Consider the following 21,963-nt stretch of genomic DNA (forward strand, 5'->3'; position numbering starts at 1 on the left):
ACGGGTCGTCGTCATCGACTGCACCGACACCGGGGCGTCTCCGCCCACCGCCACGGATCCGACCTGGATCTGCCGGCTCTTCCGGCGCTCGGCGAGCTTGGTCGGAACGGACGGCATGCCGAGAGAAATCGCAGTCATCTGCTGTGCAACCCCAAGTCGTGGATCAAGGTCCGGTCCCGTCAGCAGCGGGCTCCAGGCTTCGAGATTACGGCACGGGCTTGTGCGCCGGCACACCACGCCCGGCAAACCCACTCGATGGAAGGCGGCCCGCCACAGAGCCTTTCGGGCCGTCCCCAACACCGTATGACTAGGAGATTCGCACCGGGTTAACCACGTCCGCGATCAGGACGAGGAGGGTGAAGCAGATGAAGATCCCGGCCACCACATAGGCCACCGGCATCAGCTTCGCCACGTCGAACGGACCGGGGTCCGGCCTGCGCAGCACCCTCGCCACGTTCCGGCGCAGCGACTCCCACAGGGCGCCCGCGATGTGGCCGCCGTCCAGGGGCAGCAGCGGGAGCATGTTGAAGAGGAACAGGGAGAGGTTGAAGCCTGCGACCAGCATCAGGGCCATGGCCAGTTGCTGGGTCGGCGGGATGTCGAGGGTGAAGATCTCGCCGCCGACGCGGGCCGCGCCGACCACGCCCATCGGGGAGTCGGGTTCGCGCTCGGCGCCGTCGAAGGCCGCGTTCCACAGGGCCGGGATCTTCCCGGGCAGGGCGGCGAGTGAGTCGACGGCCTCGTCGACCCGGTCGCCCATCCACACCAGGGAATCGTCGAAGTCCTGCCGGACGATGCCGGTGGCGGCGCTGAAGCCGAGGAAGCCGGCGGTGACGTACTCGCCCTGGACGATCTGGCCGCTGGAGTCCTTCTTGGCGACCTGGTTGGTGGCGATCTTCGCCTGCAGGGTGACTTCCTCGCCCCCCCGCTCGACGACGATCGGCACCTCCTTGCCGGGGTTGGCGCGGATCAGGTCGGAGAGCTCGTTCCAGTCGTCCGTGCGCACACCGTTGAAGGCGACGATCTTGTCGCCCGCCTTGAGGCCGGCCGCCGCGGCCGGGGAGGCGGGGTCGGACTTCTGGCAGTCGTCGCGGTTCTCGCTCTGGGCGATGACGCACTGGGAGACCGAGCTGACGGTGGTGGTCTGCTGGGAGATACCGAAGCCCATCAGGACGGTGAGGAACAGCACCACCGCCAGGATCAGGTTCATGAAGGGGCCCGCGAACATCACGATGACCCGCTTCCACGGCTTGCGCGTGTAGAACATGCGGTTCTCGTCGCCGGGCCGGAGCTCCTCGAAGGCCGCCGAGCGGGCGTCCTCGATCATGCCACGCCACGGCGAGGTGGAGCGGGCCTCCAGCCTGCCGTCGGCGCCGGGCGGGAACATGCCGATCATGCGGATGTAGCCACCGAGCGGGATGGCCTTGATGCCGTACTCGGTCTCGCCCTTCTTGCGCGAGAAGATGGTCGGGCCGAAACCGACCATGTACTGCGGCACACGGATGCCGAAGAGCTTGGCCGTGGACAGGTGCCCCAGCTCGTGCCACGCGATCGAGAACAGCAGGCCGACCACGAAGACGACTATGCCGAGGATCATCATCAGGGTCGTCATGCACGCGCCTCCGCGGTGGCCGTCTGTGCTGTCAGTTCCCGGGCCCGGGCACGCGCCCAGGTCTCCGCTTCGAGGACGTCCGACACGGTCAGTGAGGTTCCCGTGCGCGGGGTGCCGTGTTCGTCGACGATCCGCGTGACGGTTTCCATGATCCCGAGATACGGCAGCGCTCCACTGCGGAACGCCTCCACGCACTCCTCGTTGGCGGCATTGAACACCGCCGGGGCCGTGCCTGCGAGCTCGCCGACGTGCCGGGCGAGGTCGACGGACGGGAAGGCGTCGTTGTCGAGCGGGAAGAACTCCCAGGTCGACGCCTTGCTCCAGTCGAAGGCGGGGGCCGCGTCGGGGACGCGTTCCGGCCAGCCGAGGCCGATGGCGATGGGCCCGCGCATGTCCGGGGGCGTCGCCTGGGCGATCGTGGATCCGTCCGTGAACTCAACCATCGAGTGGACATACGACTGCGGGTGCACGACCACCTCAATGCGGTCGAAGGGAATGTCGTACAGCAGGTGCGCCTCGATGACCTCCAGGCCCTTGTTGACCAGGGTCGCGGAGTTGATCGTGATCACCGGGCCCATGGCCCAGGTGGGGTGGGCCAGGGCGTCCTCGACGGTGACGTTCGCCAGCTCCGCCTTCGTACGGCCGCGGAAGGGGCCGCCGGACGCCGTGACGACGAGCTTGCGCACGTCGGTCCGGGTGCCGGCCGCCAGCGCCTGGAAGAGGGCGGCATGCTCGGAGTCGACGGGGATGATCTGGCCGGGCTTGGCGAGGGCCTTGACCAGCGGGCCGCCCACGATGAGCGACTCCTTGTTGGCGAGCGCGAGGGTGCGGCCCGCCTCCAGGGCGGCGAGGGTCGGGGCGAGGCCGATGGAGCCGGTGATGCCGTTCAGGACGGTGTGACAGTCGGAGGCGGCGAGGTGGGTGGCCGCGTCGGGGCCGGCCAGGATCTCGGGGAGCGGCTCTCCGGTGCCGTACTGGGCGCTCAGGGCTTCGCGCAGCGCCGGTACGACGTCCTCACGGGCGACCGCGACGGTCCGGACCCGCAGCCGGAACGCCTGCTCGGCGAGGAGGGCGACCCGGCCGCCGTTGGCGGAGAGTCCGGTGACCCGGAACCGGTCGGGGTTGCGCAGCACGAGGTCGATGGCCTGGGTGCCGATCGACCCGGTGGAGCCGAGGATCACCACGTCCTTCGGGCCGTCTGCCGTCACCGGGTCGTAGACGAGGTGCGGGTCGGCGAGGGGGGCTGGACTGTCGCTCATCCCCCCATTGTTGCCGCAACGGATGTCCGTCAGGACAGGGTGTCCCTCGGGCGGGCGCCTTGTCGGGCTTGTGGCTGAAGTGAGCGGATCCGGGGTTTGTGAAACTGACGTGAAGATCGTGTGATAACACTACGGTCATGGCCGGGCGGGGGCCCGGCCGTCGCATGACTTCGGACGACATCCTTGGGGGGATCTCTCCATGCGCATACGCGCTGCTTTTGCCCTGCCCGCGCTCGCGGGCGCGATGGCGCTCACCGGCACCGTGCTCAGCACTCCGGCCCAGGCGGCCGGCGGTGTGGTCATCCGCCATGTCTGGTTCGACAGCCCGGGCTCGGACACCGGCTCCAACACCAGCCTCAACGGCGAGTGGGTGGAGATCAAGAACACCAGCAGCTCGGCGATCTCGCTGAAGGGCTGGGTCCTGAAGGACAAGGCGAACCACAAGTACGTCTTTCCCAACGTCAAGATCGGCGCGGGCAAGACGATGAAGGTGAAGACCGGTGTCGGCAGGGACACCGCGTCGAACAAGTACCAGGACCGCAGCTGGTACGTGTGGAACAACACCAGCGACACCGCCACGCTCACCAAGGCGAGCGGCGCCAAGGTCGACTCCTGCTCCTGGACGACGCGGGATCCGAGCGACAAGTGGTGCTGACCCTCACCTGACGGGTCGGTGCACGTTCTCCTTCTGTGAGGGTCCGGGGGTCGCGTCCGCGATCCACGGGCCCTCGCTCGAGGGGTCGATGACGCCGTGCTCCAGCCACTCGTAGCGGCCCGCCAGGACACCCTTGACGACCTGCCGGTCGAGGTCGTCGGTGTTGGTCCACAGGCGGCCGAAGAGCTCGTCGACGCGAATGCGGGCCTGGCGGCAGAAGGCGTCGGCCAGCTGGTAGGCCTCGCGACCGTTCTCGCCCCGGCGACGCAGCAGCTCGGCCCGCACGCAGGCCGCGCTCATCGCGAACAGTTCGGCACCGATGTCGACGACCCGGCCCAGGAAGCCCTGCTTGGTCTCCATCCGGCCCTGCCAGCGGGACATGGCGTAGAAGGTGGAGCGGGCGAGCTTGCGGGCGTGCCGCTCGACGTAGCGCAGATGCGGGGAGAGGTCGATCCCGTGCTTGAACTCGCCGTAGGAGGAGGGGAGTTGCCCCGGTCCCGCGACGAGCTTCGGCAGCCACTTGGCGTAGAAGACACCGGCGTTCGCGCCCGCCTTCGCCTTGTCCTGCAGGGTCTTGTCGGGGTCGATCAGGTCTCCGGCGACCGACAGGTGGGCGTCGACCGCCTCGCGGGCGATCAGCAGGTGCATGATCTCGGTCGAGCCCTCGAAGATGCGGTTGATCCGCAGGTCCCGCAGGATCTGTTCGGCCGGCACCCCGCGCTCGCCGCGCGCCCGCAGGGACTCGGCCGTCTCGAAGCCGCGGCCGCCGCGGATCTGGACGAGTTCGTCGGCCATCTTCCAGGCCATCTCGGAGGCGTACAGCTTGGCGAGCGCCCCTTCGATGCGGATGTCGTTGCGGTCCTCGTCGGCCATCTGCGAGGCAAGGTCGGTCACGGCCTCCAGGGCGAAGGTGGTGGCCGCGATGAAGGAGATCTTCGTCCCGACCGCCTCGTGCTCGGCGATCGGCTTGCCCCACTGTTCGCGCGCCGCCGACCACTCCCGGGCGATCTTCAGACACCACTTGCCGGCGCCGACGCACGACGCGGGCAGGGAGAGCCGCCCGGTGTTGAGTGTGGTCAGCGCGATCTTCAGGCCGGCGCCCTCCGGCCCGATGCGGTTGGCGGCGGGGACGCGGACCTGGTGGAAGCGGGTGACGCCGTTCTCGATGCCGCGCAGGCCCATGAAGGCGTTGCGGTTCTCCACGGTGATGCCGGGCGAGTTGGTCTCCACGACGAAGGCCGTGATGCCGCCCTTGTGGTCCTCGCTCTTCGGCACCCGGGCCATGACCACCAGCAGGTCGGCGACCACCCCGTTGGTGGTCCACAGCTTCACCCCGTCGAGGACGTAGTCGTCCCCGTCCGGCACCGCGGTCGTGGCCAGCCGGGCGGGGTCGGAGCCGACGTCGGGCTCGGTCAGCAGAAAGGCGCTGATGTCGGTGCGGGCGCAGCGCGGCAGGAACCGTTCCTTCTGCTCCTGCGTGCCGAACAGTTTCAGCGGCTGCGGCACGCCGATCGACTGGTGCGCCGAGAGCAGTACGCCGACCGCGGGGCAGGCCGAGCCCGCCAGCGCGAGCGCCTTGTTGTAGTACACCTGGGTGAGGCCGAGCCCGCCGTACTTGGTGTCGATCTTCATGCCGAGGGCGCCGAGCTCCTTGAGCCCGTCGATCACCTCGTCGGGGATCTGGGCGTCCCGCTCGATGCGGGCGGAGTCGATCTTCGTCTCGCAGAAGTCGCGCAGCTTGGCGAGGAACTCCTCGCCCCGCTGGACGTCGTCGTCGGCGGGCAGGGGGTGGGGGTGGATGAGGTCGAGGCGGAAGCGGCCGAGGAACAGTTCCTTGGCGAAGCTGGGCTTGCGCCAGTCCTGTTCACGGGCCGCCTCCGCCACCTGGCGGGCCTCACGTTCGGTGACGGTGGGTCGGGTGGGAGCTGCGGACATGAGGCTCACCTCGCCGCGAATCGGGATCAGGGTCCATTTGGTTACCGACGGGTGCTACTCGATCGTATGTACCCGATCCGGGGCGAGGCCACCACCCCGCGCGCAGTGGTTCAGCCGATGTCGACGGAGTACGCCTTGGTGTCAAGGCGGCCCTTGCCCTGGAAAACCTCGGTGCCGGCCTCGATCCCGGAGACGTACTTGTCGTTGCCGAGCAGCTTGCGCCGAACGAGTGCCTGGGTGAAGTCGTCGAGGTTGAGGGTGGCCTTGGTGGTGTTGGTGCGGCGGACGAAGGAGTAGACGTTCCAGCCGATGTCGCCCTGGTAGATGTCCCACATCGCGCCACCCAGGCTGACGCTGCCGTACTTGGTGCCCAGCGGGCCGGCGCCGCCCTGGCGGTTGAGCCAGATCATGACCTCGTCGGTGGGCTGGTCCTGCCAGTCCGCGGTGTTCTTGGTGTGCAGCCACAGGTCGTAGGCGACGTTCATCGTGCCGGGGTTCGAGCTGACCGAGAAGTCCCAGGTGGTCCGGACCGGCTTGCGGTCGCCGACCCGGATGGGCAGCTCGGTGCTCGCCTTGTCCGTCTTCCAGCCCCAGTGCCAGCCGAGGACGGTGCTCGCGTACGACTTCACGTCGGAGTCCTTGCCGGTGGCGCTGTTGGCCCAGGTGTAGTCCGTGCCCCAGGAGATCGTGTCGCCGGACGCGGAGTTGTCCCAGACGCACTGGCTGCCGGTGCCCTTGTCCTGACCCCAGAGGTTGTTGTTCGCGTAGTACTTGCCGAGCGTGATGGTGTCGAAGGCGGTGCACTTCTTGCTCGCCTCGCCGGCCTGGGCGACGGTGACGCCCACGGCGGCCGCGAGGGCGACGGAGGCGGCGACCAGCATCTTCGCCTTCTTGGACAGGCGCGGTCTGCGGTGTTGCATGGGGGTCCTTCCGGGGGACGGTTCCGTGTTACGTCCCTTCAGTGACCGCCGGGCGCGCCGAGGTTGCCGTACCGGCCGAAAATCATTGTCGAAGCGCTTCGACACACTATGGACACCCACCCCGGCTGGGGCTACTGTCGAACCACCCTCACCCGCCGTTGTTCGCAATGCGCACTGTCGAAGCGCTTCACAAAACTTGGAGAGCTGGATGGTCACCCTCGCCGAGGTCGCCCAGCACGCCGGAGTGTCGGCGAGCACGGTGAGCTATGTCCTCAGCGGCAAGCGGTCCATCTCCGCGACCACCCGGCACCGGGTCGAGCAGAGCATCCGGGAGCTGGGCTACCACCCGAACGCCGGCGCCCGCGCCCTGGCGAGCAGCCGGTCGAACATCATCGCCCTGATGATTCCACTGCGCACGGACATGTACGTGCCGGTGATGATGGAGATCGCCATCGCCGTGGCCACCACCGCCCGGACGCACGGCTACGACGTCCTGCTGCTCACCGGCGAGGAGGGCCCCGACGCGGTGCGCCGGGTCACCGGCAGCGGGCTGGCCGACGCCATGATCCTGATGGACGTCGAGCTGGACGACGACCGGCTGCCGTTGCTGCGCGGCACCCACCAGCCGTCCGTCCTGATCGGACTGCCCGCCGACACCACCGGGCTCACCTGCGTCGACCTGGACTTCGCTGCCACGGGCGCGCTCTGCGTCGAGCATCTCGCCAAGCTGGGTCACCGCGACATCGCTGTCATCGGCGAGGCGCCCGCGGTGTACGAGCGGCACACCGGTTTCGCCGAGCGCACCCTCGACGGACTCCGCTCCCGTGCACGGGAGTTGGGGCTGCGGGTGCTGCACCGCCCCTGTGAGGGCGGGTACGACGCGATGGCGGTGACGCTCGCCCGGGTCTTCGACGAGCGTCCGGCGACGACCGGGTTCGTCGTGCAGAACGAGTCGGCGGTCGAGCCGCTGCTCGCGCTGCTGCGCCAGCAGGGCCGGGCCGTTCCGGAGGACGTGTCGGTGGTCGCGATCTGCCCGGACCAGGTCGCCACCCAGGCCTCGGTGCGGCTGACGTCGGTCGCCATCCCGGCGCAGGAGATGGGCCGGCACGCCGTGGAACACCTGGTCGCGAAGCTGGACGGGCGGGGCAGTGACGAGGTCGTGCTGATCGCCCCCGCGTTGACGGTCCGGGCGAGCTCGGGACCGGTTCCGTCCGGATCCTGACGGTCCTGACACCGGTCGCACCACCCCCCTTCAAGGCACCTCCCTGTCTGCACTCCTCACAGGAGCCCCCAAGTGAATCAGCCTGCCGAAAACCAGCCCAAGGTCAGCCTGGCCCAGTCCTCCCCCACCGTCGGCACGTTCCGTGAGCGGGACGGCGGTCTGGAGTGGAGCGGCCGCCAGGAGACCGTACGCATCGAGCCGTGGGGTCCGGACGCGGTCCGGGTGCGGGCACGGCTCGGCGGTCCGGTCCTCGAGGGACTGCCGGGCGCGCTCCTGGACGAGGCCCCGCCGACCGAGAGCACCGTCAAGATCGTGGACGGGGAGGGCCGGCTGACCGTCGGCGCGCTGACCGTGCACGTCGACGCCGAGGGCCTGATCCGGTTCCTCGACACCGCCGGCGGGGACGAGCTGCTCGCCGAGGAACGCGCCCACTTCTGGTGGCCCGGCCCGCGCCTCTACACCGCTGTCGGCAACGGCCATCACCGCCTGGAGCAGCGGTTCGCGGCCTACGAGGGCGAGAAGCTGTACGGCCTCGGCCAGCACCAGCACGGGCGGCTGGACCAGAAGGGCCTGGTCCTCGACCTGGTCCAGCGCAACGCCGAGGTCGGCATCCCGGTGCTGACCTCCAGCCGTGGCTACACCCTGCTGTGGAACAACCCGGCGATCGGCCGCGTGGAGCTCGCGCACAACGGCACCCGCTGGGTCGCCGACTCCGCCCGCCAGATCGACTACTGGATCACCGCCGGCGCCCCGGCCGACGCCCAGCGCCGCTACAGCGCGGCCACGGGCCGTACGCCGATGCTGCCTCAGTGGGCGGCGGGCTTCTGGCAGTGCAAGCTGCGCTACCGCACCCAGGACGAACTCCTCGCCGTGGCACGGGAGTACAAGCGCCGCGGCCTGCCCATCGACGTCATCGTCTGCGACTTCTTCCACTGGACGCACCTGGGCGAGTGGAAGTTCGACCCGAAGGAGTGGCCCGACCCGGCGGCGATGGTGCGGGAGCTGGACGAGCTCGGCATCAAGCTGGTCGTGTCGGTGTGGCCGTCGGTTTCCCCGCTGAGCGAGAACCATCCGGTCATGGAGCAGCGCGGCTACTTCATCGGCACCCAGTACGGCCCGATGGCGCACGCCGACTGGCCGGACAAGGAGGTCGCCTCCACCGTCCAGGTCGCCTTCTACGACGCCACCAACCCGGACGCCCGGGAGTTCGTGTGGTCGAAGGTGCGCGACAACTACCTTGCCCCGTACGGCATCAACGCCTTCTGGCTGGACGCCTGCGAGCCGGAGCTGAAGCCCGGCTTCCAGGAGAACCTGCGCTACTGGGCGGGCCCGGGCCTGGAGGTCGGGAACATGTACCCGGCCGAGAACGCCCGCACCTTCTACGAGGGTCTGCTCGCGGAGGGCGAGTCCGACATCATCACCCTCAACCGCTCGGCGTGGGCGGGCAGTCAGCGCTATGGCGCCGCCCTGTGGTCCGGCGACATCGGCACCGACTTCGCGACCCTGCGCCGCCAGATCGCGGCCGGCCTCAACACCGCGCTCTCGGGCATCCCGTGGTGGAACACGGACATCGGCGGCTTCCACGGCGGCGACCCGGACGACCCGGCGTACCGGGAGGTGATGGTCCGCTGGTTCCAGTTCGGCGCGCTGTCCCCGCTGATGCGTCTGCACGGCTTCCGCGACCCGGGCATGCCGCTCGGCCCGGAGATGACCGGCGGCCCGAACGAGGTGTGGTCGTACGGCGAGGAGGCCGGGACGATCCTGGAGCAGTACCTGCGGCTGCGTGAGCGCCTGAAGCCGTACGTCCTCGACGTCATGCGCGAGGCCCACGAGGAGGGCCTGCCGGTGATGCGGCCGCTGTTCCTGGAGTTCCCCGAGGACCAGGCGGCCTGGGCGGTCGACGACGCGTATCTCTTCGGCCGCGATCTGCTGGTCACGCCGGTGCTGACGGCGGGCGCCACGGCCCGCACGGTGTATCTCCCGGCGGGCGCGACCTGGACGGACGCGTGGACGGGTGAGACGTACGAGGGCGGTGCGGCCGTGACGGTCGACGCCCCGCTGGACCGTATCCCGCTGTTCCTGCGGGACGGGGCCTCGCTGCCGGTCGCCGAGTAGCAGCGGGGGCACGCAGGAGGGGAGGGCCTCGGCCACCGGCGATGCGGTGGCCGAGGCCCTGCGGACGTTCCTCAGCCGACGATCCGGCCCAGTTCGATCCGGTCGATGTCCGGCGCCCAGGCGCTCGCGTTGCCGAACGTCACCTTGTTGGCGCCCTGCTCCAGGTCGACGGGGACGCCCAGCGTCCAGTAGTCGTCCCAGCTCCAGGTGTTCTTGAAGGTGACCCGGCGGGGAGCGTCGGCGCCGACCGTGATGTCCGCCGTACGGGACATGATGTCGGTGTTGTAGGCGTGGCCGTTGTCGCGCCGGTCGTTGTGCGCGTAGTGGACGACCAGCAGATAGCGGCCCGGCCTGGGCGCGTCCACGGTGAACTCGGCGGTGCTTTCGGGGCTGTTGCCCAGCCAGCCGATGTGGGAGCCCGCGGAGGCGTGCGGGGAGTCGACGAGCCGGGCGCCGCCCGCGAGGGTGGCCGAGGCGCCCTCGTAGGAGAGCGTGCCGGTGGTGGAGCCGGCGCCGGAGACGTCGAGGGAGCGGACGGAGGCGTTCTGGGCGGTCGTCGCGATGCGGTTGTTGCCCGCGACGAGGTACAGCCGCAGGGGCCGGCCGGGTGCCGCCGTCACCGTCTCTCCGTGCAGGGTGAGCTGCACCGCCGCCGAGGATCGCGGCACCACCGTGTAGTAGGCGTCGCGCGGGGCGTAGACGTCGAAGACCGCCTTGTCGCCGGGGCGCAGGACCAGGGCGCCCGTGCCGACGCCGGCCGAGGAGGAGTAGTCGTAGGACGGCCTGCCGCTGATGTCCGCGAGGGTGGCTTCGTACGACGCCGAAGGCTCGCCGGTCCGGGCGGTCAGGTCGATGCGGTCGAGGGTGACCTCGGCATCGCCCTTGGCCAGGGTGAGCACATGGGTGCCGGCCGTGAGGCGGACGGTGACGTCCTTCTTGGCGCGGTAGGTCCAGTTCTCGGTGGAGGGGTAGGTGACCGTCACCGGTTCCCCGCCGTCGATGGACAGCTGCTGGGTGGCGGGTGCGCCCGACTGGTTGCCGTAGAGGATCGCCAGGTCGTACGTGCCGGTCTCGGGCACGGTCACCGTGAAGTCGACCTTGCTGGAGGCGGTGCCCAGCGAGCCGACGTCCTTCGTGCCGGAGGCCGCGTAGCCGTTGGCGTTGCTGACCGTGCCCTGGGTGTAGACCTGGCCGCCGGTGATGGCCGCGTCCTCGGCCTCGTACGACGCCGACCACGGGACCGTGGCGGCGGACGGGGTGCCGGTGCCGCCGGGGGTGAGGACGATCCGGTAGGCGGACATCTTGTGCATGCCGCGCAGCGGGACGGTCACCGTGCCGTCGGCCGCCACCGTCAGCTTCGTCCGCGCGAGGACGCGGGGCGTCGCATGCTGACCCTCGTAGCCGGACCAGGCGGCCTCGGCGACGGTCGCGGTGACCGTACGGCCGAAGAGGTTCCGGGAGACGTTCCGCACCACCACGTCGGAGTCGCCGGCGGAGCCGCCGAGCAGGACCTGGGCCTGGCGGCGCTCGGTGTCGAGGGAGGCGAGGCCCTGGAGGGTGTCGATGGTGTCGGCCTGCGGCGGGGTCACCTTGACGGTGTCGCCGGTCAGGCCCGCGTACCAGCGGAAGAACCACCAGCCGCCGTTGGGGATGTTCGAGCGGACCACGTTGCCGTCCATGTTGCCGGCGGCGTCCCAGTAGGCCTGGTTGGCGTACACCTTGTTCCGCTCGAACATCGAGACCCACTGGACGAGCTGGCCGGGGACGGACAGGTCACGGCGGTTGGCGTACTCGTCGATGTTGATCTTCAGGGGTGAGATGCCGAGTCGGCGTTCGATGGCGCGGTAGTCGTCGTAGTGGGCCTGGAAGTCGCGCAGTGAGCCGGAGCCCAGCTCGTGCCAGGTCATCACCTGCGGCATGACGTTCTCGCGCTGGGCGAAGGCGAGGAAGTCGGTCAGCAGGCGGGTGTGGTACGCCGCCTCGTTGGGGCCGGCGATCTTCGCGTCGGGGTCGATGGCGCGGATGCGCTGGTAGACCGTCTTCCAGTCCTTGAAGAACCGGTCCCGGTTGGCCTCGTACTGCGCCTGGTCGGAGACGCCCAGTTTGTACCAGATCTGGTCGGGTTCGTTGAACGGGATGTAGATGAAGCGGTCGCTGTTCGGGTCGGCCGAGACCTCCTTGACGATCTTGTCGACCTTGGGGAGATAGTCGTCGATGCCGAGGTCCTCGTACGGCCACTTGGCGTAGATGTCCTGCATCATCACGTTGATCTCGCCGCCGCCGTTGCGGAAGAATGACTTCGAGACGGTGAGCGCGTCGCCGTTGGGGTGCTGGGCGCCGCCCTCCGGTTTCTGCGAGATGCTGGTGATCTTCAGGGGTTCCAGGGCCGCGTCGCTGGGCACGCCGTCGTCGCTGAGGCCGTAGAGCGCGCCGTTGGCGCCGCGCATCACCGGGCCCTCGGAGGCGGTGAGGTCGACGGTGAGGCGTTGCGTGTCGGCGGCGGCCGCGGGGGCTGCGGTGGGGAGGGTGCCTGCCATGGTGGCGACTCCAAGGGCGGCTGTGACCAGGGCGGTTCTGGTGCGGGATCCGGTACGGGTGCTCACGCTGCTGGAACTTTCGGTCATTTGACGGCTCCACTGGTGATTCCGGACACGATCTTTCGCTGGGCCACCAGGAACACGGCGACCATGGGCAGGCTCATCACCACGACGTACGCGAAGACGAGATGCCAGTTGTTGAGGTAGAGCTGGGCGCTGGCGACCTTGTAGAGGTTCAGCGGGAGGGTCGCCCGCTCTCCGCCGCCGAGGACGAAGAACGCGTAGAAGATGTCGCTCCAGGCGTAGAGCATCACCATGATCGTCGCGGTGGCGATCACCGGCCTGAGCAGCGGCAGGATGATGCGCAGGAAGATCCGCAGAGGCTTTGCCCCGTCCATCCGTGCGGCCTCCTCCAGCTCCATGGGGATGGCGCGGATGAAGCCGGTCATGAAGAAGATCGACGTGGAGAGGTACATACCGGTGTAGACGGCGATCATCCCGGGACGGGTGTTGGCCAGTCCGAGCTGCCGCAGCTCCATCACGATGGTGATGACGGCGGGCGGCAGCAGCAGTCCGCTGATGCACAGCGCGTATGCCGCCGAGACCAGCTTCGACCTGCGGCGGGCGAAGACCCAGGCCGCGCCCGCGCCGAGGATCAGGACGAGGACGACCGAAGGGACCACGACGAGGAGGGAGTTGAGGAAGCCGCGCAGCATCTCGCCCTGGGCGACGGCGTCCTCGTAGTTGCTGCCGGGCTGCCAGTGCTCCGGCGGGTCGAGGTTCGGTCTGATGGCCTCGGCCTGCGGCTTGGCCGATGTGACGAGGACCAGCCACAGCGGTACGCCGACGGCGAGGCCGGCGAGCAGGACGACCAGGGCCGGTCGGCCGTACCGCCACACCACCGGGGTCATAGCATCTGCTCCCTTCGACGCAGGCCGATGACCAGCGGAATCGCGACGGCGACGACGACCAGGAAGAGGACGAGGCTCATCGCGGAGGCCTGCGCGTACAGGCCCTGGCCGAAGATCCGGAACATGTAGATGTTGAAGACCTCGGTGGAGGCCGCGGGTCCGCCGCCCGTCGTGGCCTGCACGATGTCGAAGGTGTTCATCGAGCCGATCAGCGCCGTGGTGACGTTGAAGGTGACGGCCGGGGCGAGCATCGGCCAGCGCACCGACCGGAAGGTCCGCCAGGGACCGGCGCCGTCGCACTTCGCGGCCTCCAGCATGTCCCCGGGGATGCCCTTGAGCCCGGCGAGATAGATCAGCATGGACAGGCCCATCCACTTCCAGCCGTGGATGACGGTGACCAGCACCAGCGTCCAGGTGGTCGAGCCCAGCCAGGGAATGTCCGTACCCAGGACGGAGTTGACGGCGCCGTCCTGGTCGAGGAGGGCCTGGAAGACATAGCCGGTGGCGAGCGCCGAGATGAGCACGGGCAGGAAGAACACGGCGCGGAAGAACCGGTTGAAGCGGGTGTCCGCCTCCAGCAGCAGGGCCAGCCCGAGCCCGAAGCCGTTCTGGAACAGCGCTGCCAGCAGGGCGTAGATCAGAGTGGTGCGGATCGCGCGCAGCAGTGAGCCGTCCTCGGCGATGGTCCGGAAGTTGTCGAGGCCGGTGAAGGCGATGTCCGCGTGGTACGAGGACCAGTTGGTAAAGGGGTAGTAGAAGTTGAGCAGGTTCGGCACCAGGAAGAACCCCGCGAAGACGGCGATCGCGGGGAGCGCGAACCACCAGGGGTGGTGGACGGCTGCGCGCGGCAGCCGTCCCACCTTTTTCGGAGTGCCCGTCATCGGCGCGGGCTCGGTACGTACGACCGTGTCCGCCATGGTCAGAACCCGGGGGCGCCCTGGGCCTTGGCCACCTGCGCGAACTGGTCCTGGATGGCCTGGGCGACCTGCTGGGGGCTCTTCCTGCCGTAGATCATGTCGGCGAGGTAGAGATGCGTGTCGGGGGCGACGATCGCCTTGGCCTGGAAGACGCCGATGGCGGTCGGCAGGGCGGCGACCTGGTCCTTGGAGGTCTGCGGCAGTCCGTCGGGGGTGGGCACGGAGGGCTGGACGGACGGGATCTTCATCGCCTTGATGTAGTCGGCGTAGTCGGGGCCGAGCCAGAAGGCGAGGAACTGCCGGGCCGCGTTCTGCCGCTTCTCGTCGCCGGTCTTGAAGGCGACCACACCGTTGGTCTGGTCGGGCGAGTACATGCCGGTGGCGGAGGAGTTGGAGACCGGGAACCAGCCGATCTTCTTGTCGATCTCTGCGGTGGAGTACTTGGCCTGGAGCTGGGTCTGGAAGGAGGTGACGTTGAGGACCATGCCGGCCTCGCCCTTCCACAGCGCGTCGGCCTGCCCGGTGAAGGTGCCGGTCCGGTAGTTCTTCTGCGCGAGTCCGGCGTCGAGCAGCTTCTCCTTGTACTTCTTGATCGCACCGACGACGACCGGGTCGGTCCACTTCTCCTTGTTCTGGTTCAGCCCCGCCCACCACTGCTGGTCGAGGTCGGTGAGCTGGACCTGCATCTGCCACTGCATCGGCCACTTGTCGCCGCCGGCCTCGTAGAAGGCGGCGGCGTCGGTCTTGTCCTTGACGGTGCGGGCGAGTTGCAGCAGTTCGTCGTACGACTGGGGGAAGTCCTTCTCGCTCAGCCCGGCTTCCCGGAAGACGTCCTTGTTGTAGTAGACGCCGAGCATGGCGGGGCTGGTGACGATCGCCGCGTACCGCTTGCCGTCGATGACGCCGAGCGACTTCTCGGTGTCTCCGAGCTTGGAGACCCACTCCTCGCCGTCGAGGGTGAGCAGGTTCTGCTGGGGCTGGATGAACGGCAGAGTCGAGATGGACGGCTGCCAGAACATCAGGTCCGGCCGGTCGCCGGAGGCGAGTTTGGTCGGCACGTTCTGCTCGTACAGGTCGGGGATCGCCTGCGTCTCCACCTGGGCGCCGGTGGCCTTCTCGAAGGCGTCGATGACCTGCTTCGGCGCGTTGACCGTGTTCTGCGCGGTCCACATGGTCAGCTTCACGCCGTCCAGGCGGGCGGTGGGGTCGACCGCCGTCTGCTTCCCCTCCGTGCCGGAGTCGCCGGCGGTGGGGTCGCTGCACGCGGTGGCGGCCAGGGCGGAGATGCATATGAGTGCCAGTGCGGGGAGGGCTCTTCTCGTCATCACGTACCTCGAGTGCCTTTCGCGAACAGGGATTCAGGACGGGCGGTACCGGGCTGTCAGTCGCGGGCGGGCGGCGGCCCCGAGCTCTCCCGCACCACCAGCTCCGGCACGGAGACGGGGTGCGGGGCGATCGGCGCGGACTCCTCCAGCACCCCGTGCAGCAGGGCGAACGCGGCCCGCCCGAGGCCCGTGAAGTCCAGGCGTACGGTCGTCAGCGACGGGGTCAGATAGGCGGAGTGCGGGGCGTCGTCGAACCCGGCCACACTGACCTCGTCCGGCACCGAGCGGCCGCTGACGTGCAGGGCGCGCAGCACCCCGAGCGCGAGGTCGTCGTTGCCGCACAGGATCGCGGTGACGTCGGGGGCCTTGGCGAGCCGCAGGCCCGCCTGGTAGCCGCCGGCCGGACCCCAACTGCCCTGCACGGGGCGCGGTTCGGATGCTCCGGCCTCCCTGAGCGCCTGCCGCCAGCCGGTGGTGCGGGCGCTGGTGCGCCGGGTGCTGGACGGTATGGCGACGTAGTGCACGGTGTCGTGGCCGAGGGAGAGCAGATGCCGGGTCGCCTCGTAGGCGGCCTCGCGGTCGTCGGTCCACACCCAGGGGCGGTCGTCGTCGGGCCGGCCGGCGGGAGTCTCCACCACGCCGACGACCGGCAGTCCGGCGGGGACGGCGCCCAGGGCCCGTACGCCGGCGGGATCGTAGGCGATCACGATCAGCCCGCCGCCCGCGTCCGCCGCGCGCTGCACGGCGGCGGCGACGGCCGGTTCCTCCGCCGATTCGAGGACGCCGATCGCCATCGTGTAGGACGCGGCGCGGGCGGACTCCTCGATGCCCTGGAGGATGGAGGCGTAGCCGTGGTGGGTGGTGTTGGCGGTGAGCACGGTCACGGCGCGGCTGCGGCCGCTGGCCAGGGCGAGGGCGGTGGCGTTGCGCCGGAAGCCCAGTTCGTCGATGGCCGCGAGGACGCGTTCCCGAGTGGACGGCTTGACGCTGGGATGGCCGTTGATCACCCGGGAGACGGTCTGGTACGAGACACCCGCGGCGCCGGCGACATCCCTGATGCTCGCCGGGCGGCTTGTGTGACCGGTCACATTCATGCCAGGATTGTGACCGGTCACACATGGGGCGTCAAGAGACCGTAACGATGGATTCACGCGACGGAAGCGGGCCGCGCCGGCGAGCGAGGCCGGGAGGGGGCAACATCTTGACCGGTACGGCGGATGCGACGCGGAACGGATTCTCCTGGGGGCACTCGGGCCTGGAGGCCGGGTTCGCGACCGCCTCGGACGGGACACTGCGGTTGGTCCGACTGGCAGTTCCCGATGGCGCCGGGTCGGCTGACCCCGAATCCGCTCTGCCGCTGGTCGAGTTGACCGCCCTGGGCCATGGGAGTGGGTGGTCCGGACCGCGCTTCACCGGTACCGCCTTCGGTACACGGCTGCGTCACCGGGATCACCGCAGTGGCACACGCGGAGGCTGGGACTGGCTGACCGTCGAACTCCACGATCCGGCAACCGGGCTGACGGCCTTCGCCGAGCTGTCCTCACCCACCGGAGTGCCCGTCCTGCGCTCCCGCGTCCGGCTCCGCAACGACGGGACGGAAGCTCTCGTCGTCCAGTCCGTCAGCAGCCTGCTGCTCGGTGGGCTGCCGTCCCCCGACACGCTGGATGTGCACCGGGCCCGCAACGACTGGCTGGCGGAGTGCCGTTGGTACACCGAGCCGCTGCGCGACACGGTCGCCGACATCAACGTCGACGCCCACCAGCACGACAGCCGGGCCGCCCTCGTCCTCGCCGGGCGCGGCAGCTGGCCCACCGACGGCCATCTGGCGATGGGGGCGCTGACGGAACGGGGCGGTGGCCGGACCTGGCTGTGGCAGGTGGAGTCACCGGCCGGCTGGCGCTGGGACCTGGGCGAACGCGCGCACGGGACGTATCTGGCGCTGAACGGCCCCACGGACGCCGAGCACCAGTGGCGGGTCCGGCTGGCGCCGGGTGAGGAGTTCACGACCGTGCCGGCGGCGTTGGCCCTCGGCGACGGCTTCGACGCGGCGCTGGGCGCCCTGACCTCGTACCGCCGCGCCGTACGCCGCCCCCACCCGGACCACACCGCGCTGCCCGTCGTCTTCAACGACTACATGAACACGCTGATGGGTGACCCGACGACCGAGAAGCTGCTGCCGCTGATCGACGCGGCCGCCGAGGCCGGCGCGGAGTACTTCTGCATCGACTCCGGCTGGTACGACGACGACACACAGGGCTGGTGGGACGCCGTCGGCGAGTGGCTGCCCTCCTCGCGCCGCTTCCCCGACGGCGGGCTCGCGGCGGTCCTGGACCGGATCCGGGAGCGTGGCATGGTGCCCGGGCTGTGGCTGGAACCGGAGGTCGTCGGGGTGCGCAGCCCGGTCGCGGCCGCGCTCCCGCCCGAGGCGTTCTTCCAGCGAGACGGTGTGCGCATCGCCGAACAGGGCCGCCACCAGCTGGACCTGCGGCATCCCGCCGCCCGCGCGCACCTCGACAAGACGGTGGACCGGATCGTCGGCGACTGGGGAGTGGGCTATCTCAAGCTGGACTACAACATCGTGGTCGACCCGGGCACCGGAGCCGCTGGAGACCTCGCACCCGGCGCGGGGCTGCTCGGCCACGCCCACGCGTACCTCGACTGGCTGTCCGAGGTGCTGGACCGGCACCCGGGGCTGGTGATCGAGAACTGCGCCTCGGGCGGGATGCGGATGGACGGGGCCACGCTGGCCGTCACCCAGCTCCAGTCCACCAGCGACCAGCAGGATCCCCTGCGCTACCCGCCGATCGCCGCCGCGGCTCCGACGGCGGTCCCGCCCGAGCAGAGCGCCGTCTGGGCCTACCCGCAGCCCGAGTTCGACGACGACCTGATCACGTTCACGCTGGGCGGGGCACTGCTCGGCCGCATCCACCTGTCGGGCCACCTGAACCGCATGTCGGAGCACCAGCTGGGGCTCGTACGGGACGCGGTGGGCACGTACAAGACGATCCGCGGGGATCTCGCGCAGGCGGTGCCGTTCTGGCCGCTCGGCCTGCCGGGCTGGACGGACGAATGGCTGGCGCTGGGGATGCGGGTACCGGGCGGGCCGTCGTACGTCTCGGTGTGGCGGCGGGGCGGCGAAGCCGAAGGCGGGACCTCACGCGGGACCGAACTCCGCCTGCGGATGGGTCACTTGGCGGGCCGCGAGGTCCGTACGGAGATCCTGCATCCGTCCGCTATGGGCGCCGGCTCGGCGGTCTGGGACGGCGACGGGCTGCGGGTGTCGCTGCCGCGCGCGCCCGGCGTGCTGCTGGTCCGGCTCGCTTCGGGCGCATAGGGTCCGGCTGACAGCCTTCGGCCCGTTCTCGACGGCGCCGAGGCGCTGTTCCTGCAGAACGGCGGTGCCGTGCCGGTGCGCCTCGGAGATCGCCGCATGAGTGGCGGTGCGGTTGCCGGGCGCGGCATGGGCGAAGGCTTCCCGCGTGGCCGGCATCGACAGCACGCGCGGGGTCGTCCCGACGGCGGCATGAGCCTCATCCTGGGCGGCACTGACGTATGCCATGCGTCTCCGGGCTTGTCCTGGTAGGTCGCTTGAAGGCTCATGCACGCCAGGACGTTGGCCACGAACTGTCGGTCGCCGATCTGTTCGGCCAGTTGCAGAGCCACGGCGAAGTACGTACGGGCCCGGCTGTATGGCAGGGGATCCGCAAGCCGTCCGCCACCCGCTCGATCACGTCCATGTGGACCAACTGGCGCCCCGTCATCACTTCACCGACACGGCTGTGGCGTCAGGTCACAACGGCGGGCGATCATCGACGGATAGCTGCCGCGCGCTCTTGACCGGCCTGGACCAACTGCTCGCTTCCGTCCGCAACCGCCGCCGCAACGGCGTGCTTGAGCCGTTCGAGGCATACCTGGGCGCCCGCTTCACAGAGATTCGAGGAAGCGCAACGCACCGATGACTTTCCGCGCCCTCAGGCGTCTACAGGTGCGACGGCCCGACCAAGGGCGAGACAAGGAGACGAAGCATGAGCACCGAGCAGACCACCGCAGGCGGCTTCTCCTACACGCTGACCCGGACGCTGGACGCCCCCGCGGCGAAGGTATGGCGGGCCTGGACCACCGCCGAGCAGTACGCCCCGTGGGCAGGCGCTGCTGCCGGCTCGGTCGAGATGGACGTACGGCCGGGCGGGGCGTGGAAGGCCACGATGGTCACACCCGAGGGCGGGCAGTTCCCGCTGACCGGCTCCTATCTCAAGGTCGCCGAGAACCGCCGTCTGGTGATCGGCATGGACGTACCCGGCAAGCCCGCGCCCGCGGTCATGACCATGGAACTCACCGAGCAGGACGGCCGGCGCACACAGATCGTGCTCAGCCAGACCTGCGACACCGCCGACGAACGCGGCATGGCCGAGCAGGGCAGCACCATGCTCCTCGACAGCCTCAGCGCCTTCCTGGCCGAAAAGGCAGGGGACTGAACTCTCCCAGAGCTCACTGGCGGGCCCTCCCTGTGTACTTATAGGCACAGCAAGCCCGTTCGATGAGATACGTTCGCCCCGCCGAACCTGCCGTCGTCTCGCCCTCGAAGGGAAGCCGTCCCCGATGTCCTCCGCTCCGCTCCCCCTCGCCCTGGCCGATCTGCTGCTCCGGCCGGGGTTCGGCTCCCGGCGCGTGCCCGACCGGGTCTTCGACCGGCTCGTCGCCAAGGCCGGGCAGGCGGAGGGGGACCAGCAGTTCGTCGACGACTTCCGGTTCCTGCTGCGCTGTTGGGCCAAGGCCGAGAACCTCACTCCGGTCGGCTGGCAGTCCGCGCAGACCCACGTCCGCAGGCATCTCACCAACCGGGCCCGGATCCGGCGGCTGATCGCCGAGTATCCCGCGATCGAGCAGGAGCCGGTCGAGAAGCCGGTGTTCGTGGTGGGCCTGCCGCGCACCGCGACGACACTCACCCACGGCGTGCTGTCCCTTTCGGACGAGCACCGCAGCCCCCTGCTGTGGGAGCTGCTCACGCCCGACCTGGAGGTACCGCCCGGCCGGCGGCGCAAGGCGACGGCGCCTGCGCGTCACCTGGTCCAGGGAACCGATCTGTTCGCGCCGCGCTTCCGCGACATCCATCCCCTGGTCGCCGAGGGTCCCGAGGAGTGCACCTTCGCCCTCCCGCACGCCCTGATGCCGCTGTCCTCGGCCCGCATACCCGAGTACCAGGCCTGGCACTACGAGCGGGACTTCGTCCCCGACTACCGCCACCTCAAGCAGGTCTACCAGGTCCTTCAGTACGGCCGCCCGCGCCGCCGCTGGATCCTGAAGTCCCCCATGCACCTGGAGAACCTCGACGCGCTGCGCACGGTCTTCCCGGATGCCACGATCGTGTGGACCCACCGCGACCCGGCCACCGTCATGGCGTCGTTCTGCAGCCTCATCGAGCACGGCATGGTCCTCAGCACCCGCCCCGTCGACCTGCACGGCATCGGCGCCACCTGGCTCGAACTGCTGAGCCGCTCCGCGGCGCGCGGCCTGGCGTCCCGTGCCGCCGTCCCGCGAGAGGCCCTGGTGGACGTCCCGTACTCCTGGCTCGGGTCCGACCCCGCCGTCGGCGGCGCCCCGAAGCTCTACGCCGCCGTCGGTGCCCGCTGGACCGAGGCGGAGGCCGCCAGGCTCCCCGAGGTCACGGCCCGCCCCAAGGGCACCCGCCCCCACCACTACGACCTGTCCCGCTACGGTCTGACCCGCGCCGACGTCGAGTCGGCCTTCGCGGACTACAACGCCCTGCGGGCCGAGGTCGACCGCGCCTGACGGCACGGCCGACCGAACCCTGATCGCCTGTCAGCTGCTGCTGACCGTCAGGTTGTTGGTGATGAAGTCCAGGCCGCCGGACGACGAGGTGACCTCGTAGCCGAACTGCACGTCGCCGATGGTCTCGTTGCCCATCCAGCCCTTGGTGTCCTTGATCCACTTCAGGATCGGGAGGATGTTGACGGTGCCGGAGTTGGAGTCGGAGGTCCGCAGGAACGAGAAGACCTCGTTGGCGCCGTTGTTGCCCTTGTAGACGTTCCAGGTGTGGCCGCCGAGGGTGACGCTGCCCTGCGAGGTGCCGAGCGGGCCGACGGCTCCGTTGTAGTTCACCCAGAGCATGATCTCGTAGTCGTAGTCGGTGTCCCAGATGTCGTACGACGTGTTGTACGCGCCGGACGAGGGGACGGTGACGTTGTAGTTGCTGGTGAGGGAGCCGAGGGAGGTGATCGTCTTGTTGATCACCTTCTTGGAGTTGGGGTAGGACTTGATGCCGCCGGTGTTGGGGTGGTTGGCCCAGACTCCCCAGTTGGTGCCGGAGTTTGCCCAGATGCACTGGCTGCCGGCGCCGCTGCCCCAGATGTTGTTGTAGAGCGTGTAGCCGTTCAGGTTCGTGTTGCCCCACTGGTCGCAGGAGTTCCAGACGGCGGCGTGGGCGGGGGCGGAGGCGAGGCCGACGGTGGCGCCGAGCGCGAGGGCCGGGGCCAGCAGGGCCTTGGTGACCTTGCCGAGCGTGCTTGATGCCATGGTGTCCCTTCCATGGGTGGG

Annotated in this window: 16 protein-coding genes and 2 pseudogenes; 6 read left to right on the top strand and 12 right to left on the bottom strand. The window is 69.6% G+C overall.

The window, feature by feature from the left end:
* The 3 genes and pseudogenes from ACFVJQ_RS20125 to dxr form a co-directional block, all read right to left on the bottom strand.
* Positions 1–138: pseudogene (locus ACFVJQ_RS20125) on the bottom strand (4-hydroxy-3-methylbut-2-en-1-yl diphosphate synthase); the annotation flags it as partial.
* Positions 139–307: 169 nt separating this feature from the next.
* Positions 308–1,600, bottom strand: a complete 1,293-nt coding sequence (locus tag ACFVJQ_RS20130) for a M50 family metallopeptidase (protein WP_385512937.1) — start codon at positions 1,598–1,600, stop codon at positions 308–310.
* An 8-nt stretch (positions 1,601–1,608) separates the two neighbouring features.
* Positions 1,609–2,871 carry a 1-deoxy-D-xylulose-5-phosphate reductoisomerase gene (gene dxr, locus ACFVJQ_RS20135; protein ID WP_385512838.1) on the bottom strand — a complete coding sequence of 421 codons (1,263 nt, stop codon included), beginning with the start codon at positions 2,869–2,871 and terminating at the stop codon, positions 1,609–1,611.
* Between the two features lie 199 nt (positions 2,872–3,070).
* Between dxr and ACFVJQ_RS20140 the strand changes: the two genes are divergently transcribed.
* Entirely contained in the window at positions 3,071–3,526 is a 456-nt protein-coding gene (locus ACFVJQ_RS20140) for a lamin tail domain-containing protein (RefSeq protein ID WP_385512839.1), read from the top strand.
* 3 nt (positions 3,527–3,529) lie between these two features.
* On the opposite strand, the gene ACFVJQ_RS20145 is transcribed toward ACFVJQ_RS20140, so the two are convergent.
* Positions 3,530–5,461 carry an acyl-CoA dehydrogenase family protein gene (locus ACFVJQ_RS20145; RefSeq protein ID WP_385785550.1) on the bottom strand — a complete coding sequence of 644 codons (1,932 nt, stop codon included), beginning with the start codon at positions 5,459–5,461 and terminating at the stop codon, positions 3,530–3,532.
* A gap of 110 nt (positions 5,462–5,571) precedes the next feature.
* Positions 5,572–6,381 (bottom strand): endo-1,4-beta-glucanase, encoded by an 810-nt coding sequence (locus ACFVJQ_RS20150; protein WP_385512841.1) that lies wholly within the window; start codon positions 6,379–6,381, stop codon positions 5,572–5,574.
* A 208-nt stretch (positions 6,382–6,589) separates the two neighbouring features.
* On the opposite strand from ACFVJQ_RS20150, the gene ACFVJQ_RS20155 reads away from it, so the two are divergent.
* Positions 6,590–7,603 (top strand): LacI family DNA-binding transcriptional regulator, encoded by a 1,014-nt coding sequence (locus ACFVJQ_RS20155; protein WP_385512842.1) that lies wholly within the window; start codon positions 6,590–6,592, stop codon positions 7,601–7,603.
* Positions 7,604–7,675: 72 nt separating this feature from the next.
* Positions 7,676–9,718 (top strand): TIM-barrel domain-containing protein, encoded by a 2,043-nt coding sequence (locus ACFVJQ_RS20160; protein ID WP_385785554.1) that lies wholly within the window; start codon positions 7,676–7,678, stop codon positions 9,716–9,718.
* A gap of 71 nt (positions 9,719–9,789) precedes the next feature.
* On the opposite strand, the gene ACFVJQ_RS20165 is transcribed toward ACFVJQ_RS20160, so the two are convergent.
* The 5 genes from ACFVJQ_RS20165 to ACFVJQ_RS20185 all read right to left on the bottom strand — a co-directional run bounded on the left by ACFVJQ_RS20165 (position 9,790) and on the right by ACFVJQ_RS20185 (position 16,502).
* Complete coding sequence (locus ACFVJQ_RS20165) at positions 9,790–12,255, bottom strand: CBM35 domain-containing protein (RefSeq protein ID WP_385785823.1); 2,466 nt, start codon at positions 12,253–12,255, stop codon at positions 9,790–9,792.
* A gap of 83 nt (positions 12,256–12,338) precedes the next feature.
* The gene (locus ACFVJQ_RS20170) at positions 12,339–13,166 is read right to left on the bottom strand and encodes a carbohydrate ABC transporter permease (RefSeq protein WP_385512844.1); all 828 of its coding nucleotides are present in this window, start codon (positions 13,164–13,166) and stop codon (positions 12,339–12,341) included.
* Positions 13,163–14,083 (bottom strand): carbohydrate ABC transporter permease, encoded by a 921-nt coding sequence (locus tag ACFVJQ_RS20175; RefSeq protein WP_385785557.1) that lies wholly within the window; start codon positions 14,081–14,083, stop codon positions 13,163–13,165. Before ACFVJQ_RS20175 ends, ACFVJQ_RS20170 begins: the two co-directional genes overlap by 4 nt.
* Positions 14,084–14,085: 2 nt before the next feature.
* Positions 14,086–15,408: an ABC transporter substrate-binding protein gene (locus ACFVJQ_RS20180; protein WP_385512846.1), complete on the bottom strand. Its 1,323-nt coding sequence runs from the start codon at positions 15,406–15,408 to the stop codon at positions 14,086–14,088.
* A 56-nt stretch (positions 15,409–15,464) separates the two neighbouring features.
* Positions 15,465–16,502, bottom strand: coding sequence for a LacI family DNA-binding transcriptional regulator (locus tag ACFVJQ_RS20185; RefSeq protein WP_385785560.1), 1,038 nt, complete (start codon positions 16,500–16,502; stop codon positions 15,465–15,467).
* A 107-nt stretch (positions 16,503–16,609) separates the two neighbouring features.
* On the opposite strand from ACFVJQ_RS20185, the gene ACFVJQ_RS20190 reads away from it, so the two are divergent.
* Entirely contained in the window at positions 16,610–18,742 is a 2,133-nt protein-coding gene (locus ACFVJQ_RS20190) for a glycoside hydrolase family 36 protein (RefSeq protein ID WP_385785563.1), read from the top strand.
* Positions 18,743–18,811: 69 nt separating this feature from the next.
* Here ACFVJQ_RS20190 and ACFVJQ_RS20195 read toward each other — a convergent pair.
* Positions 18,812–19,098, bottom strand: a pseudogene (locus ACFVJQ_RS20195) (hypothetical protein); the annotation flags it as partial.
* Positions 19,099–19,433: 335 nt separating this feature from the next.
* Between ACFVJQ_RS20195 and ACFVJQ_RS20200 the strand changes: the two are divergent.
* Together ACFVJQ_RS20200 and ACFVJQ_RS20205 are read left to right on the top strand one after the other, a co-directional pair.
* Positions 19,434–19,883: an SRPBCC domain-containing protein gene (locus tag ACFVJQ_RS20200; protein WP_385512849.1), complete on the top strand. Its 450-nt coding sequence runs from the start codon at positions 19,434–19,436 to the stop codon at positions 19,881–19,883.
* A 124-nt stretch (positions 19,884–20,007) separates the two neighbouring features.
* On the top strand, positions 20,008–21,198 hold the full coding sequence (locus tag ACFVJQ_RS20205) for a sulfotransferase family protein (RefSeq protein WP_385512850.1): 1,191 nt from the start codon (positions 20,008–20,010) through the stop codon (positions 21,196–21,198).
* Between the two features lie 30 nt (positions 21,199–21,228).
* On the opposite strand, the gene ACFVJQ_RS20210 is transcribed toward ACFVJQ_RS20205, so the two are convergent.
* A complete protein-coding gene (locus ACFVJQ_RS20210) occupies positions 21,229–21,942 on the bottom strand; it encodes a hypothetical protein (protein ID WP_385785567.1) in 714 nt (237 codons plus the stop codon).
* Positions 21,943–21,963: the final 21 nt, after the last annotated feature.

The organism is Streptomyces sp. NPDC127197, assembly GCF_042672405.1.
Lineage (GTDB): Bacteria > Actinomycetota > Actinomycetes > Streptomycetales > Streptomycetaceae > Streptomyces > Streptomyces flavusporus.

Bases quoted from the DNA above. Each gene is read 5' to 3' on its own strand.
- ACFVJQ_RS20130 (WP_385512937.1), bottom strand. From the start codon at position 1,600: ATGATGATCCTCGGCATAGTCGTCTTCGTGGTCGGCCTGCTGTTCTCG.
- ACFVJQ_RS20145 (WP_385785550.1), bottom strand. From the start codon at position 5,461: ATGTCCGCAGCTCCCACCCGACCCACCGTCACCGAACGTGAGGCCCGC.
- ACFVJQ_RS20175 (WP_385785557.1), bottom strand. From the start codon at position 14,083: ATGGCGGACACGGTCGTACGTACCGAGCCCGCGCCGATGACGGGCACT.
- dxr (WP_385512838.1), bottom strand. From the start codon at position 2,871: ATGAGCGACAGTCCAGCCCCCCTCGCCGACCCGCACCTCGTCTACGAC.
- ACFVJQ_RS20185 (WP_385785560.1), bottom strand. From the start codon at position 16,502: ATGAATGTGACCGGTCACACAAGCCGCCCGGCGAGCATCAGGGATGTC.
- ACFVJQ_RS20140 (WP_385512839.1), top strand. From the start codon at position 3,071: ATGCGCATACGCGCTGCTTTTGCCCTGCCCGCGCTCGCGGGCGCGATG.
- ACFVJQ_RS20170 (WP_385512844.1), bottom strand. From the start codon at position 13,166: ATGACCCCGGTGGTGTGGCGGTACGGCCGACCGGCCCTGGTCGTCCTG.
- ACFVJQ_RS20155 (WP_385512842.1), top strand. From the start codon at position 6,590: ATGGTCACCCTCGCCGAGGTCGCCCAGCACGCCGGAGTGTCGGCGAGC.
- ACFVJQ_RS20180 (WP_385512846.1), bottom strand. From the start codon at position 15,408: ATGACGAGAAGAGCCCTCCCCGCACTGGCACTCATATGCATCTCCGCC.
- ACFVJQ_RS20150 (WP_385512841.1), bottom strand. From the start codon at position 6,381: ATGCAACACCGCAGACCGCGCCTGTCCAAGAAGGCGAAGATGCTGGTC.
- ACFVJQ_RS20210 (WP_385785567.1), bottom strand. From the start codon at position 21,942: ATGGCATCAAGCACGCTCGGCAAGGTCACCAAGGCCCTGCTGGCCCCG.
- ACFVJQ_RS20200 (WP_385512849.1), top strand. From the start codon at position 19,434: ATGAGCACCGAGCAGACCACCGCAGGCGGCTTCTCCTACACGCTGACC.
- ACFVJQ_RS20165 (WP_385785823.1), bottom strand. From the start codon at position 12,255: ATGGCAGGCACCCTCCCCACCGCAGCCCCCGCGGCCGCCGCCGACACG.
- ACFVJQ_RS20205 (WP_385512850.1), top strand. From the start codon at position 20,008: ATGTCCTCCGCTCCGCTCCCCCTCGCCCTGGCCGATCTGCTGCTCCGG.